At 58.8% G+C, this 14,275-nt stretch carries 12 protein-coding genes and 1 pseudogene; 3 read left to right on the plus strand and 10 right to left on the minus strand.

Features of this window, described 5'->3' with window-relative positions; translation table 11 throughout:
* Window position 1: 1 nt before the first annotated feature.
* The gene (gene xdhB, locus ROS217_RS06150) at window positions 2-2,320 is read right to left on the minus strand and encodes a xanthine dehydrogenase molybdopterin binding subunit (RefSeq protein ID WP_009816823.1); all 2,319 of its coding nucleotides are present in this window, start codon (window positions 2,318-2,320) and stop codon (window positions 2-4) included.
* Between the two features lie 21 nt (window positions 2,321-2,341).
* Complete coding sequence (gene xdhA, locus ROS217_RS06155; RefSeq protein ID WP_009816824.1) at window positions 2,342-3,805, minus strand: xanthine dehydrogenase small subunit; 1,464 nt, start codon at window positions 3,803-3,805, stop codon at window positions 2,342-2,344.
* 158 nt (window positions 3,806-3,963) lie between these two features.
* Here xdhA and ROS217_RS06160 point away from each other — a divergent pair, with 158 nt between their 5' ends.
* The gene (locus tag ROS217_RS06160) at window positions 3,964-4,863 is read left to right on the plus strand and encodes a LysR family transcriptional regulator (RefSeq protein WP_040650390.1); all 900 of its coding nucleotides are present in this window, start codon (window positions 3,964-3,966) and stop codon (window positions 4,861-4,863) included.
* 6 nt (window positions 4,864-4,869) lie between these two features.
* Here ROS217_RS06160 and ROS217_RS06165 read toward each other — a convergent pair whose 3' ends face one another.
* The 3 genes from ROS217_RS06165 to puuE all read right to left on the minus strand — a co-directional run bounded on the left by ROS217_RS06165 (window position 4,870) and on the right by puuE (window position 7,689).
* A complete protein-coding gene (locus tag ROS217_RS06165; protein ID WP_009816826.1) occupies window positions 4,870-5,712 on the minus strand; it encodes a bifunctional allantoicase/(S)-ureidoglycine aminohydrolase in 843 nt (280 codons plus the stop codon).
* Between the two features lie 82 nt (window positions 5,713-5,794).
* Window positions 5,795-6,280, minus strand: a complete 486-nt coding sequence (locus tag ROS217_RS06170) for an ureidoglycolate lyase (RefSeq protein WP_009816827.1) — start codon at window positions 6,278-6,280, stop codon at window positions 5,795-5,797.
* Window positions 6,277-7,689 (minus strand): allantoinase PuuE, encoded by a 1,413-nt coding sequence (gene puuE, locus ROS217_RS06175; protein ID WP_040651173.1) that lies wholly within the window; start codon window positions 7,687-7,689, stop codon window positions 6,277-6,279. Before puuE ends, ROS217_RS06170 begins: the two co-directional genes overlap by 4 nt.
* 147 nt (window positions 7,690-7,836) lie before the next feature.
* Here puuE and uraH point away from each other — a divergent pair, with 147 nt between their 5' ends.
* Window positions 7,837-8,190, plus strand: coding sequence for a hydroxyisourate hydrolase (gene uraH, locus ROS217_RS06180; RefSeq protein ID WP_009816829.1), 354 nt, complete (start codon window positions 7,837-7,839; stop codon window positions 8,188-8,190).
* Here uraH and ROS217_RS06185 read toward each other — a convergent pair.
* Window positions 8,187-9,107, minus strand: a complete 921-nt coding sequence (locus tag ROS217_RS06185; protein WP_009816830.1) for a LysR family transcriptional regulator — start codon at window positions 9,105-9,107, stop codon at window positions 8,187-8,189. The genes uraH and ROS217_RS06185 overlap by 4 nt on opposite strands.
* Window positions 9,108-9,207: 100 nt before the next feature.
* Between ROS217_RS06185 and ROS217_RS06190 the strand changes: the two genes are divergently transcribed.
* Window positions 9,208-10,443 (plus strand): urate hydroxylase PuuD, encoded by a 1,236-nt coding sequence (locus ROS217_RS06190; protein WP_009816831.1) that lies wholly within the window; start codon window positions 9,208-9,210, stop codon window positions 10,441-10,443.
* A gap of 313 nt (window positions 10,444-10,756) precedes the next feature.
* On the opposite strand, the pseudogene ROS217_RS06195 reads toward ROS217_RS06190, so the two are convergent.
* The 4 genes and pseudogenes from ROS217_RS06195 to ROS217_RS06210 form a co-directional block, all read right to left on the minus strand.
* Window positions 10,757-11,146, minus strand: a pseudogene (locus tag ROS217_RS06195) (IS6 family transposase); the annotation flags it as partial.
* Between the two features lie 94 nt (window positions 11,147-11,240).
* Complete coding sequence (locus ROS217_RS06200; protein ID WP_254656378.1) at window positions 11,241-12,332, minus strand: AbrB family transcriptional regulator; 1,092 nt, start codon at window positions 12,330-12,332, stop codon at window positions 11,241-11,243.
* Window positions 12,250-13,758, minus strand: a complete 1,509-nt coding sequence (locus ROS217_RS06205; protein WP_009816834.1) for a tripartite tricarboxylate transporter permease — start codon at window positions 13,756-13,758, stop codon at window positions 12,250-12,252. Before ROS217_RS06205 ends, ROS217_RS06200 begins: the two co-directional genes overlap by 83 nt.
* Complete coding sequence (locus ROS217_RS06210) at window positions 13,758-14,225, minus strand: tripartite tricarboxylate transporter TctB family protein (RefSeq protein WP_009816835.1); 468 nt, start codon at window positions 14,223-14,225, stop codon at window positions 13,758-13,760. The genes ROS217_RS06205 and ROS217_RS06210 overlap by 1 nt, the downstream gene beginning before the upstream one ends.
* Window positions 14,226-14,275 lie beyond the last annotated feature (50 nt).

Here is a 14,275-nt window from a genome sequence, read left to right on the forward strand (position 1 = left end):
CTTAGCACCCCCCTTGTAGGCGCGCGACCGCCATCAGGATGCGTTCGGGCGTCGCCGGGGCATCAAGGCGCGGACACTCACGATAGTCTGTCACTGAGGCCACCGCCATCGACAGGGCCTCGAACACCGAGATCCCCAGCATGAAAGGCGGCTCTCCTACGGCCTTGGAGCGCTTGATTGTCAGTTCTCGGTTCTCGGACCAATCGGCGAGCTTGACGTTGAAGATACGTGGCCGGTCCGACGCCAGCGGAATCTTATAGGTCGAGGGCGCATGGGTACGCAAACGCCCGGCATCATCCCACCACAATTCCTCTGTGGTGAGCCATCCCATGCCCTGAATGAACGCGCCCTCAACCTGCCCTTTGTCGAGAGCCGGGTTCAGCGAGAGGCCTACATCGTGCAAGATATCGCTCCGCTCGACGCGGTATTCGCCGGTCAGGGTGTCGATAACCACCTCGGAACAGGCCGCGCCATAGGCGAAATAATAGAACGGCCGCCCCTGACCCCTGGCGCGGTCCCAGTGGATCTTTGGCGTCTTGTAAAATCCGGCTGTCGAGAGCTGCACTCGGGCCATATAAGCCTGCCGGATGAAGGCGTCAAAGCTCATGACCTCGCGCCCGACATGCACTTCGTTCGGCTTGAACACCACCGAATCGGCGGCCACATCCCATTTCTCGGCAGCAAAGTGGATAAGACGGGCCTTGATCTGTTCCACCGCATCGAGGGCCGCCATTCCGTTCAGGTCCGAGCCGCTGGACGCTGCCGTGGCGGAGGTGTTGGGTACTTTCTCGGTGGTGGTGCGTGTTATCTTGATCCGTTCGAAATCGACCTGAAAAGCCTCGGCAACCACTTGCGCGACCTTGGTGTTGAGCCCCTGCCCCATCTCGGTTCCACCGTGATTGAGGTGGATCGAGCCATCATTGTAGACATGCACGAGGGCACCGGCCTGATTGTACCAGGTCGCAGTGAAGGAAATGCCGAACTTGACCGGAGTGAGCGCGATGCCTTTTTTCAGGACCGGAGAGGTGCGGTTGAAGGCGAGGATGTCCTGCCGCCTCCGGCGATACTCCGCGCCTTGTTCCAATTCGCTGACCAGTCGCTCGAGGATGTTGTCTTCGACCGTCTGGTGATAGGGCGTGACGTCGCGGCCGTCAGGGCCATAGAAATTCGCCTTGCGGATATCGAGAGGGTCCTGACCAAGGGCATAGGCGATCTCTTCGATCATCCGTTCGGCAGCGATCACGCCCTGCGGCCCACCAAAACCGCGGAATGCGGTATTGGACACGGTGTTGGTTTTCATTGGATGACTCTGAAGGCGCACATTCGGATAGAAATAGGCGTTGTCGGCATGAAACAGCGCCCGGTCCGTCACGGGCCCCGAGAGATCCGCCGAGAATCCGCAGCGCGCCGCAAAATCGCCTTCAACGGCCAGAATCCGACCTGTCCCGTCAAAGGCCACATCATAATCGATCACGAAATCATGTCGCTTTCCCGTCGCGGTCATGTCTTGGTCACGGTCGGGACGGATTTTGACGGCGCGGTTCCACTTCTTTGCGGCCAAGGCGGCGACAACGCAAAAGAGGTTCATCTGGCTTTCCTTGCCACCGAATCCGCCACCCATGCGGCGCACGTTCACCACAACTGCGTTGGACGGTACACCGAGCACATGGGCCACCATGTGCTGCGCCTCGGAGGGGTGTTGGGTCGAGCAATGCACGATCACGTCATCATCCTCGCCGGGAATGGCAAAGGCGATCTGGCCTTCGAGATACATGTGATCCTGTCCGCCAACATGCATCCGTCCCCTTATGCGGTGCGGTGCGGCGTCCTGTGCCGGGGTCACCGCACCGCGCGTCAGCGTCAGGGGGGCGGTGACGTAAGGATACCCCGCCTCCTGCGCCGCAATTGGGTCGAGCGCATGTGGCAACGGTTCATGATCCACCTTTGCCAGCTCGGCAGCGCGCCGGGCAAGATCGCGGGTCTCGGCGATGACGGCAAAGAGCGGCTGGCCGTGGAACTGAATGGTTTCGGTGGGGAAAACCGGCTCATCGTTGAGATTGGTGGGGCTGATGTCGTTGGCACCCGGTATGTCTGCAGCGGTCAGCACACCGACAACACCAGGCGCAGCACGGACTTGCGACAGGTCTATCCCGATCAGGCGGGCATGGGCCACGTCCGAGACGCCGAGATAAGCATGAAGCGCACCATCGGGCAGGGCGATATCATCGGTAAAATCCGCCTTGCCCGTTACATGTTTGGTTGCGCTGTCATGGATGCGACCGGTATGGACGGCCCCAATGAGTGAAACGGCGTCTTTCATAGTCTCGTCTCCTTCTCTGGGTCAGGTCATAGCGAGGCGCACGGGGGCATCCGTCGCGGTTGCGCGCTCCAGATAGAACCGACGCAGCAGGTTCTGGGCCGAAAGCATCCGATAGGCCGCAGAGGCGCGCCAATCGCTCAGCGGCGAGAAATCCTGGGTCAGGGCTTGTGCGGCGGCTTCGAAACTCTCGCGGACCCAAGGCTGACCTTCGAGAGCGGTTTCTGCCGCTGTGGCACGTCTGGGCGTGGCGGCCATTCCGCCGAAGGCGATGCGTGCCTTGTGGATGGTCCCGTTTGTCACGGTCATGTTTATGCCGACGGCCACGGCAGAAATATCCTCGTCACGCCGCTTGGAAATCTTGTAGGCCGCGTTCAGATCGTTCGGGCCGGGCAAAGGCACGCGAATGCTTTCGATGAACTCACCCGGCTGGCGGTCCTGCTTGCCATAGTCGATGAAGAAGTCCTGCAACCGCAACGTGCGGCGCTCCGGTCCCCGGCGCAGGATGATCTCTGCACCGAGGGCCATCAGCACCGGCGGTGCATCCCCGATAGGCGAGCCGTTCGCGATATTGCCGCCAACCGTGCCCATGTTGCGCACCTGCCAACCGCCGATGCGATCCCAATAGGACGACAGGTGCGGCAAATGCTCGGATAGAAGGTCGCGACACTCGGTATAGCTGGCGCCCGCACCGATCAGGAGATGCGCTCCCACTCTCTCGACGGTCTTCAGGTCTTCGAGGTGGTCCGTGAAAATGGCGGGCCCTATCACGCGCAGAAACTTCGTGACCCAGAGACCCACATCGGTTGCACCGGCCACAAAAGTCGCATCCGGGTAGGCGAGCAAGCAATCGGCAAGATCATCAATGCTGGCCGGCAGGATACTGAGATTGGTCTCGGGCCCGGAGACAACGCGCCTGTTGTCTTTCAACGCGGTTAGGCGGGAAATATTGTGCTCGCGCTCGGTGTTCAGATGATCCGAGGTGGGCGTACCGTAGCGGCTGACCGCAGCGGCGGCGCGAATGATCGGCTGATAGCCTGTGCAGCGGCACAGGTTGCCTTGCAGGGCGGTTTCGATCTGCGTTTCGGTCGGCTCGGGCACCTGCATCCAAAGCGCATAGAGAGACATAACGAAGCCGGGGGTGCAGAAGCCGCATTGGCTTGCGTGATGCTCGACCATCGCCTGTTGCACCGGGTGCAAGCGGCCATCCGGGCCGGCAAGATGTTCGATCGTGACAACGTGACACCCATCGACCGAGGCAAGAAACCGAATGCAGGCGTTAACCGGCACATAATTGAGGCCTGACGCGTCGAGACGGCCGACAAGGACGGTGCAGGCGCCGCAATCGCCTTCAGCACAACCCTCCTTGGTGCCCGTTAGGCGGCGCTCCAATCGCAAATAATCCAGCAGTGTCCGGCTCGCCTCTACGTTGGGCACGCACATGTCGTGACCATTGAGAATAAAGCGGACATCGGTGCGATGCGTCATGGTCTCCTCCCACTAAGCGGGCCTTGCGGCCGATGAACATGGATCACCATAGAAGCAAGGATTTGCCGCGACAATCACCGGAATCGGCAAACACTTTCAACAAATCGTTGAAAAAAGCGCCGCGACGGTGCAGGCTGGATCGGAGCTGGAGAAAGTGTATGTCGTATATAGAGAGCTTGCGGGTCTTTGTCAGGGTCATGGAATTGGGCAGCATTACCTCGGGTGGCCGTGATCTGCGGCTGACCCCGGCAGTAGCCAGCAAGCGCCTGAAGGAACTCGAGAAACGCCTTGGTGTGCGGCTTTTCAACAGGACCACCCGGTCGATGATGCCAACCGAGGTGGGCACGGTCTTTTACGAGGAAGCCAGAGCCGTGCTGCTCGCGCTCGACCATGCCGAGGCACGCGTGGCGAGCTTCTCTGAAGTGCCTCGGGGCGCAATTCGTATTACCGCACCGCTCGGAGTCGGGCGCAGGATCGTTGCGCCATTGGTGCCGGAATTCACCGACCGCTATCCGGAAACCGAGATTAGAATGCGGCTGTCGGATCGCAAGGTCGATATTCTTGCCGACGGTCAGGATGTTGCGTTCTTTGTCGGAGACCCCGGCGAATCCACCATGAAACTGCGCAAGTTCGCTGATTGTGATCGTGTGCTTTGTGCCGCGCCAAGCTATCTGACGCGGGCTGGCATACCCAGGACGCCGGACGACCTAATGCACGGCCATAACTGTCTCTTGCTGCGATACCCGAGGTCGCCAGAGTATTTCTGGACATTGCGCACGGATATGGGAGCGCGCAGGCTTGACGTCCAGGGCAAATATGACGCCGACGACGGCGACGTTCTGACCGATTGGGCGCTAGCGGGTCGAGGGATCGTGAACAAACCACGATTTGATATCCGTGAGCATCTGGAAAGTGGACGGCTGGTCGAGGTTCTCCCCGACACGCCGCCGATGCCGACGATCTTTGGCTGTCTTTATCCGCACAAGAAGCTTCAGGATCCCAAGGTGCGGCTTTTCGTCGAGTATATCGCGCGGCAGTGTAAACGCTATTTTGCCTGAGGTGTCTCAGATGTCGCGAAAGGCTCCGGGCGGACGCAGCGGCATGTGCCGGTTCACGTCCTTGTAGAGCAAATAGCGGAAGCGGCCTGGACCACCAGCATAGCATGCCTGCGGACAAAAGGCGCGCAACCACATGAAATCGCCTGCCTCGACCTCGACCCAATCGGTATTCAACCGGTAAACCGCCTTGCCTTCGAGCACATAGAGGCCGTGCTCCATCACATGCGTTTCCAGAAAGGGGATTACCGCGCCCGGTTCGAATGTCACCACAGTCACATGCATGTCGTGGCGCAAGTCGGCGGGATCGACAAACCGAGTCGTTGCCCATTTCCCATCGGTCCCCGGCATCAGCGTGGGCGTGATGTCATTTTCGTTGAGAACAAGAACATCCGGTACATCAAGGTCCTCAACGGCCTCATAGGCCTTGCGGATCCAGTGAAAGCGCAAGGGCGCGTCGCCTTGATTGTGCAGGGTCCAACCGCTGGACGGCGGCAGGTAGGCATAGCCGCCTGGCGTCAGTGTGTAGGTCGTGCCGTTCACGTTGAGCGTTGCTGTGCCCTCGACCACAAACAGCACACCTTGTGCCTGCGCACAAGTCTCGGGACGGTCCGAGCCGCCACCGGGCTGCACCTCCATGATGTATTGCGAGAAGGTCTCGGCAAAGCCACTCAGGGGCCGGGCGATCACCCAGAGGCGGGTCTCTGTCCAGAAGGGCAGAAAGCTGGTCACGATATCGCGCATCGTGCCTTTCGGGATCACCGCATAGGCCTCGGTGAACACGGCGCGGTCAGTCAGAAGTTGGTCTTGTCCGGGGTGCCCCCCGTGGGGTGCAAAGTATTTGTTGCTCATGGATCATCCCGATTGTCTAAGGTTCTGTAACGATGTGCGGTGCGATGGCGACGAGCGATCCGGAAAATGATCGCTTTCGCGATCATTGCGTCACGATGATCTCGCGGTCGAACCAGTGCTCCTCAAGGTTCGGCCCCGTGCCGATGCGGTCGATGACAGTGAAGAGGCCCGGCTCTGCCAGGGGGCACAAAACGCCGTGCCAGATGCCGCGATGATAGTTCACGCCCTGCCCCGGCAGAGTTAGAAAGGCGAGCGGTTGGCCCGGTCCGCCATCCACGTCGGGGGCGACGACCAAGAGAAACGGCGCGTCGGTCATCGGCAGAAACGCCTGACTGCCGTCGGGGTGGCGTTCTACAAGATCCAGCCTGAAGGGCAGGCTGCGCGGTTCGGCTTTGAACAAGCTGATGCCGGCGCGGCCATCGGAAAAATCGAGCCGTGCGCGATCATGAAAGCGACCACACATCCCAGCGTTGATGATCAAGTCGGGCGGACCACTCGTATCGAGAACGTCGCCAAAAGGCGCAAACGCCTCTCCGGTCAGCGGCCGGATTTTAACGATCTCGGTCATTGAGCAAAAATCTCCTGCAGCCGAATTTCCGCGATGCGCTCGACCTGACGGCAGGCCTCTGCGAATTCGGTGGCACGATCGTTTTCTATTCGACGCTGGAAGGTCGACAGGATCGAGGCCTTGCTGTGGTCGCGCACCGCGATGATGAAGGGAAAGCCGAACTTGGCGGTATAGGCATCGTTCAGCGCGGTGAAGGTGGACCGCTCTTCGTCCGTCAGCATGTCGAGCCCGGCCCCGGCTTGCTCTGTCGTGCTCTCGCGGGTGAGGCGGCCCGCCGCCGCCAGCTTGCCAGCAAGATCAGGATGGGCGATCAGAACAGCAAGGCGCTTGTCTTCGGCTGCGGAACGGAAGATCCGGGCAAGGGCATTATGCACCCCTGCCGCATTGTCGTGGGTTGGACCGAGTTCAAGATCATAGGCCGCATCTGCGATCCACGGGCTATGCTCGAAGACTCCGCCAAACGCAGCAACAAACCCCTGTCGGTCCATCGCAGAGGGGCGCAGGGCCCGCGTTGGCGGATGCTCTTTTGCCCAATGGTCGGCGATCTGCGCGCGTGTGGCGAACCAGACACCTTCGTGGGCGAGGAAATGATCAAGCGCGCGCTTGAGAGCCAAGGCCCGGCCCGGACGCCCGGCAAGGCGACAATGCAAACCAATCGAAAGCATCTTGGGTGCGCCGGCCTGCCCCTCGGCATAGAGCATGTCGAAGCTGTCCTTCAGGTAAGTTTCGAATTGCGCACCTGTGGTGTATCCGGCCTGAATCGCAAAGCGCATGTCGTTGCAATCCATGGTGTAGGGAACAATCAACTGATCCTTGCCGCCGGCCCTCACCCAATAGGGCAGATCATCCGCATAGCTGTCGGCGATATAGGCAAAATCACCTTCTTCTGCAGCGAGGTCGACCGTGTTCATGGAGCATCGTCCGGTATACCAGCCTCGCGGGGGGGTCCCCACAACCTCGGTGTGCAGGCGGATTGCCTCGCGAATTTGCGCGCGCTCCTCCTCGGGGCTCATGTCCTTGTGTTCGATCCATTTCAGACCGTGGCTTGCGATCTCCCATTCCGCTCGTTTCATCGCCGCAAGTTGCGCTGGCGCGCGTGCAAGCGCGGTGGCGACGCCGTAGACGGTGACCGGCAGATCCTTCAACAGGCGGTGCACGCGCCAGAAGCCCGCCCGGCTACCATATTCGTAGATCGATTCCATATTCCAGTGCCGCTGCCCCGGCCATGGGGCGGCGCCGGTGATTTCGGACAGGAACGCTTCCGAGGCGGCGTCACCGTGCAGGATGTTGTTCTCGCCGCCCTCTTCGTAATTGAGAACAATCTGGACGGCGATTTTCGCTCCGTCGGGCCAGTTGGCGACCGGAGCGTGCTCGCTATAGCCGGTCATGTCTCGTGGATATCGTGTCATGCCATGGTTCTCCTGTTCCGATCTATTCATAAACCAGAAAATCTGAGATGTTTTTCAAAAAAAATGCGAAGCTGTGTTTTGGCAGAGTGGATTTGCCTCACATGCGGCAACCGGTTTAGAAGCATCTGAGCTTGAGGAGGCTTCAGAATGACCGGTTATCTCACGACGCATGTTCTCGACACCGCACGCGGCTGCCCCGCTGAGGGGCTGAAAATCGAGCTTTTCCGGATCGAAGGCGCAGGACGGGTTTTGCTGAGAACGCTTGAGACAAATGGGGATGGGCGCACTGACAGGCAAATTCTGCCAAAGGATGAGTTTGCCACGGGCACATATGAGCTTGTGTTCCACGTCGGGGACTACCTCATGGCCTGCAATACCCCGCCGGAAGAACCGCGCTTTCTCGACGTCATTCCAATCCGTTTTGGCATGTCGGAGGCGTCGCATTATCATGTGCCACTTCTGCTATCGCCCTTTGGCTATTCTACGTATCGCGGCAGCTAACGCAAAGTTTCCGCGGCCTTGATCATGGCCGCGATACGCTCGACCATGAATTCCATGAAGAGACGCGTTTTTGGGTCTTGCCAGCGGCGATGCGTAAAGAGGCACGCCATCTGGATCGGCTCCGGTGGGGTGCGGGTCGCGACCGGAATGAGGGCTCCGGCCCTCAGGTGTTCGGCAATTTCGAAGATCGGTTTCAGCGCAACTCCCTGCCCTGCCAATGCCCAATCTGTCAGCACATCACCATCGTCGGATTCGCAGCGCCCGGAAACGCGAAATCGCTTTGGGCCATCGGGGGTCGAGAGCAGCCATTGAAACTCGGTCGCGCCCGGAAAGCGCAGATTGAGGCACTCATGCCCGTCCGCGATCAGGTCGTCACCACTCTCGGGAAGTCCTCTTTTTGCAACGTAATCTGGCGAGGCGCAGAGAATGCGTGCGACATCCGCAATCTTGCGGATGCGTAGGTTGCTGTCTTCGGGTTGGCCAAGGAAGAAAGCGAGATCCAACCCCTCGGTTGTCAGATCGACCTTGCGGTCGGTGAGTCTGAGCCGCACCTTGACCTCTGGATAGGCTTGCAGGAATTCAGGCACTTGGGGCGCTATCAGCCGGCGGCCAACACCCAGAGGCGCCGCCACGTAGAGCGACCCTTTCGGGTTTTCTGTCATGTTGACAATCTGCGCCTCGGCGCGTTCGACCGCCTCCAGGATTTCGCTCGCGCCGCTGTAAAAGGATTGCCCCTGTTCCGTCGGTGTCAGACTGCGGGTTGTGCGCTGAAAGAGGCGTACGCCGAGATGCTCTTCCAGTTGTGAAATCCGCGAGGAGGTGACAGCGGGGGAAATTCGCAGATCGCGCCCGGCGGCGGACATGCTCCCCAGCTCATAGACTCGGACGAAGGTGCGGATATTGTCGAGATAGGACATTGTTCTGGATTTTTTGATGCTGCTTGGCTTTTCTTAGCCATACCAGAGCAATTCGATCTCGCCTAGAGTGCTCGGGACTTTGACACTCGGGAGGCTGGCAATGTACGATCTCGCAATTCTTTGGGAATGGATCGCCTTTTCCGTTCGCTGGCTGCATGTGGTGACGGCGATGGCATGGATCGGCGCATCGTTGTATTTCATCGCGCTTGACTTGATGCTGAAACCGAACGCCGCCCTGCCCGAAGGGGCGCATGGCGAGGAATGGGAGGTGCATGGTGGAGGGTTTTATCACACGGTCAAGTATCTTGTGGCGCCGGCGCGGATGCCAGAGCATCTGACTTGGCACAAATGGCAGAGCTACGCGACATGGCTCTCGGGTGCGGCGCTTATGATGATGCTTTATTGGGTGGGCGGCGAGCTTTATCTGCTCGACCCGACCAAGGCCAACCTGGGGCTCTGGCAAGGAATCCTTATTTCAGGCGGTTCCCTGACGGTTGGCTGGCTGGCCTATGACAGTTTGTGCAAATCCCGCCTTGGCGCGCGGCCGACGGTGCTGATGCTGCTGCTGTTTGCCATTCTTGTCGCAATGTCCTGGGGGTATCACCAGATCTTTACCGGGCGTGCCGCGCTCTTGCATCTGGGAGCGTTCACAGCAACGATCATGACCGCCAATGTGTTTTTTCAGATCATGCCGAACCAGCGTATCGTGGTGGCTGACCTCAAGGCGGGTCGGATGCCTGACGCCAAATATGGCCAAATCGCCAAGTTGCGTTCAACCCATAACAACTATCTGACTTTGCCGGTCGTGTTCCTGATGCTCTCCAACCACTATCCGCTGGCCTTCGCCACGGAGTATGCGTGGATCATCGCATCGCTGATCTTCCTGACCGGCGTGACCATCCGACACTATTTCAACACTCTGCACAAGACTGGCACGGGCCCGCATTGGACATGGGCTGTTACAACGCTGTTGATGGTGCTGATCGCATGGCTTTCAACCTTCTCTGGCGACGACACCTTTGACGCGGCAGAAGCCCGCACTCTGACACCCTATGAACAGAAGTTCGCAGCCGCCGAGAGCTTTGAGGATGCCTATGTCGCCGTTGTGGGCAACTGCTCGATGTGTCATGCACGCGAGCCGTCTTGGGGCGGGCTGCATTGGGCACCCAAAAACGTGTTTCTTGAAACCGAAAGCGACGTGGCCCGCCACGCCGAGCAGATATATATGCAGGCCGGGCTGAGCCACGCGATGCCCCCACCCAATGCGATCCAGATGAGTGCAGGGTCACGAAAGACCATTGTGACATGGGTTCGCGAAGTCCGTGAGTTGGATTAGTCGCATACCTCTCCCACACCGCAAGCCAACCCGATCATCTTGGCCGACACAGGTCCGAATTTGGGAAAAATTTCAACGGCCAGCGACTGGGTTCTACCTGTGGGAGTGGGCAAAACTTGGTGGCCGATGGGATGCGCTGGGGTTTTGGAATGAGGCGGGGCCTATCATGGATGTTCGGATTTTTGTTGAGACGGGTCCGTTGCAATAACTTAGCCTTTGCGTGCTGAGAGCGGGCGGCGGTGTTCTTCACGCGGCTTCAGTGAAGAGTTTGGCCACAAAGTCGATCTCATTCGCGACCTCGATCCTGCAGGTCCCGGACAGTCTCCTGCGCCTGCCGCAGAAAAGCCCTTGCTGCCTTGGCATTGCGCCTTGCCGTCAGGCGAAAGTCAATCAATTGGCCAATTTGGTCGACGGCTCGCCCTAGAGAGCACCAACGTCCGCCGACCCGGATATAGGTCTCGTCGACATGCCACTGCAGCCCGCGCCACGAGCGGTGTGCGCCATAAGCCCGTTTGCGGACCTCGGGGCCGAACTTGCGAACCCAGCGATGGATCGTAGAGGCATCGACCGTCACTCCGCGCTCGGCCAACATGTCGCGCACATCCCTGTACGGCAACGGGTAGCGACACTACCAGCGCACTGCCATACGGACGATCTCACGAGGAAACCGGTGCCGTGTGAACGGAGTCTTACCTTGCCCCATCGGCTCCTCCATCATCGAAAAAGAGACCAAGCTACTGCGTCGCCAAGTTAAGGCAACGGACCCCTTTTAAGGTATTTAGATAGCTGCTCTCATCTTATGGATCAAAGCGTCTCAGACATATTGGGATCAAAATAACCAGCAGCAGAATTCGGGCGAAATGATGTATTGCGACGTAGGCAGGGTCATAGCCTAATGCCAAACCAATTGCCGCCATCGCTTCGACCCCGCCGGGCGCAAATGCGATCCAGATTTGTGCAAGAGGCAATCCCGTAAAGACGTGAGTGATACCGGCGAAGCAGAGCGACACCACGACCGCTGATCCTACCAGCAAAAGCCCTGCCCCAGATAATTGCATGAGCTTGGAAAGCTTGATGGAGGTCAGTCTCGCACCCAACGCTGCTCCGGTAATGATGAAGCTCGCGTTAACCGCCCAGACGGGCGCGGGTCCTTGCGCCAATCCCGCGACATGGGCGCCAGCGCTCAGTAACATTCCAAACAACAAACACGCCGCAGGGATGCCCATGCGCGAACCCCAAAGTCCCAAAGACAGTGCCGTAGAAACAAGCAGAGCGAGAGGTAAAAGGCCCATCGATGCCATTGGTAAAAAAATTCCGTCTGCATCCAGTAGCATGGCAACGGGTGGAACGACCGACACGAGGACCAGCAAGCGGAACATTTGTAAAATCAGGATGGTCGTCGCGTCTCCTCGTCCTTCAAGCGCAAGCGCAATTGCATTTGACATCGTTCCGGGGCTCGTTGCGAGAATGGCGGTATCGCTGTCCATCCCGAAAAGTCTCTTTAACAAAAGCGCGCCCGTCATAAGTGTCGTCCAGAGGCACACCAGCAACATAGTGAGGCTGACTGACCAAGCACCAATTTGGCTAAGTGCTTCAGCCTCGACCCCGGCGCCCAGTGAGATGCCGATCACGCAAAATGCTAGGTCGCGGAGGCGTTGATGAACGGCCAACGAGATGGGAGTAACTGCTGCCACCGCAACCGTAAGAGTGGACCCGATCAAAGCTGCTGCTGGAAGGCCAAGGCCAAGAGCCAGAACGCCACCGCCCCCACCAAGGGTGAGGGCGACGACATGTGGCTTCAACTTACTAAGCAGCGGCGGCACGACGTGCCCTGCGGGACAACCAAATCGGAGCAAATACCACTGCGAACGCAAGGATATAAAGAACAAGACTTGTCCAATCCTCTGTCAGGATCGCCCAATCGCCGCCCGAAATCGACAAAGCGCGGCGCAAGTTGTTTTCAAACAGCGACCCCAAGACAAAGCCGAGAATGACTGGAGCCAGTGAGAACTCCAGCTTGCGCAGGAACCAGCCAAACACCCCCAAGGCCGTGATCAGGAACAGATCATGCGGGTTGCCCACGATGGTATAGATTCCAATGAACGCAAGGATCGCAATCAGCGGCGTCAGATAATGGTGCGGGATCGTTAGCAGCCGTGCGAACAGACCGACGAGTGGCAAGTTGATCACTAGAAGGGCGACGTTGCCGATATACATGGACGCCACAAGGCCCCATGCAATCTCTGGCTTTTGCGTGAACAGGAGCGGACCAGGCTGCACGTTGAACATCAAGAGTGCCCCCAGCAAGATCGCCGTGGTCCCCGAGCCGGGAATACCAAGCGTCAGCATTGGAACCATCGCCCCGCCCGCAGCTGCGTTATTTGCCGCTTCGGGGGCGGCAAGACCGCGAATGTTGCCAGTACCAAAGCTCTTCGCTTCCTCCGGTCCCGCCAGACGCTTTTCAGTGCCATAAGCAACCGCTGAGGCGACCGAAGCGCCGGTGCCAGGTAAGACGCCGATGATAAAGCCGATCAAAGAGGACCGCAGGATTGTCCAGCGCAGCTTAATGATATCGGCGGCCTGCACAAAACTTTTGTCGACAGGCAAGGACTTGAGCGTCCCTTTCACTTGCTGTTCTACCAGGTGGAGCAGTTCGGCCATCCCGAACAAGCCGACCACGACAATCAGGAAGTCAATGCCTGCAAGCAGGTCAGGAATCCCGAACGTATAGCGCGGCACGCCAGTATTGGCGTCGATGCCAATGGTGGCCAGCATCAGCCCGATGAGGGCGCCGAGCAATGTCTTGACAGTGCTTTTGCCAACGAGTGAGGCCAGAGATGCAAATGCAAAGACCATCAACGCCACGTAGTTCGCAGGTGAAAACCCAACGGCGACGGATGCGAGGAGCGGACCAAAGAGTGTCATCAGGACGACCGCAATCGTGCCTCCGATAAAACTTGCCACAGCCGAAGTAGATAGGGCTTTGCCAGCCTCGCCGCGCAAGGCCATCGGGTGACCGTCAAGGGTCGTCATGACTGCGCTCGCATCACCAGGCACGTTGAGCAGGATCGAAGAAATTCGCCCACCATATTCTGCGCCGTAGTATATACCGGCGAGCAAAATAAGCGCGCTTTCGGGCGGGAAGTTTAGGCCATAGGCGATCGGAAGCAGGATCGCGACGCCATTGATTGGCCCAAGCCCCGGAAGTGCGCCAATGAGCGTGCCAAGGAAACAGCCGACCATCACCAACAAGAGGTTAAAGGGGTCAAGTGCTACGGAAAAGCCCGTCGACAGGCCTGAAAGAATCGCATCCATTATTCAGCGTCCCCGCGAAAGAATTCTAGTGCAGCCTCGACCGTTTCGCCTTCTGGCAAATTAAGGCCCATGAGCGTGAAACAGAGCAAATAGCCAAACACGCCTACTCCTAAGCCAAAGGCCAAGGCCCCAAGCCGCGGCGCGCCTAGCGTCAGGGCAACGATCGAGCCGAAGAGAATTGTCGAGATGATGAAGCCGAGCGGTTCATAGAGTTCGGCATAAGCAAACAGCAACACCACCATCAGGGCGATCCTGAACCAAGTGTATTTTGTAACCGCAAAGGGTTCGGCGTCCGGACGCCAAAGTATATACAGAATGCAAGGAATAGCGGCTCCGGCAAGAATGCGCGGCCAGCTTTCGGGACCCAGAGGGTCGTATTGGAACGGCGCTTGGATCAACGTCCACGCGATATAAGCGTAGGCTAGTGTCACGATCAGCAGAAAGCTGGCGAAAAGACGGTCGGCCATGGACTGCCTCCTTGGCAAAATAGCGACAAGCCGCCGCCACTTGGGCGACG

The sequence above is a fragment of the Roseovarius sp. 217 genome (genome assembly GCF_000152845.1).
Classification (GTDB): Bacteria; Pseudomonadota; Alphaproteobacteria; order Rhodobacterales; family Rhodobacteraceae; genus Roseovarius.

Coding starts and splice junctions, on each gene's coding strand:
- xdhB (WP_009816823.1), bottom strand. CDS start 2,320: ATGAAAGACGCCGTTTCACTCATTGGGGCCGTCCATACCGGTCGCATC.
- xdhA (WP_009816824.1), bottom strand. CDS start 3,805: ATGACGCATCGCACCGATGTCCGCTTTATTCTCAATGGTCACGACATG.
- ROS217_RS06160 (WP_040650390.1), top strand. CDS start 3,964: ATGTCGTATATAGAGAGCTTGCGGGTCTTTGTCAGGGTCATGGAATTG.
- ROS217_RS06165 (WP_009816826.1), bottom strand. CDS start 5,712: ATGAGCAACAAATACTTTGCACCCCACGGGGGGCACCCCGGACAAGAC.
- ROS217_RS06170 (WP_009816827.1), bottom strand. CDS start 6,280: ATGACCGAGATCGTTAAAATCCGGCCGCTGACCGGAGAGGCGTTTGCG.
- puuE (WP_040651173.1), bottom strand. CDS start 7,689: ATGACACGATATCCACGAGACATGACCGGCTATAGCGAGCACGCTCCG.
- uraH (WP_009816829.1), top strand. CDS start 7,837: ATGACCGGTTATCTCACGACGCATGTTCTCGACACCGCACGCGGCTGC.
- ROS217_RS06185 (WP_009816830.1), bottom strand. CDS start 9,107: ATGTCCTATCTCGACAATATCCGCACCTTCGTCCGAGTCTATGAGCTG.
- ROS217_RS06190 (WP_009816831.1), top strand. CDS start 9,208: ATGTACGATCTCGCAATTCTTTGGGAATGGATCGCCTTTTCCGTTCGC.
- ROS217_RS06205 (WP_009816834.1), bottom strand. CDS start 13,758: ATGGATGCGATTCTTTCAGGCCTGTCGACGGGCTTTTCCGTAGCACTT.
- ROS217_RS06210 (WP_009816835.1), bottom strand. CDS start 14,225: ATGGCCGACCGTCTTTTCGCCAGCTTTCTGCTGATCGTGACACTAGCC.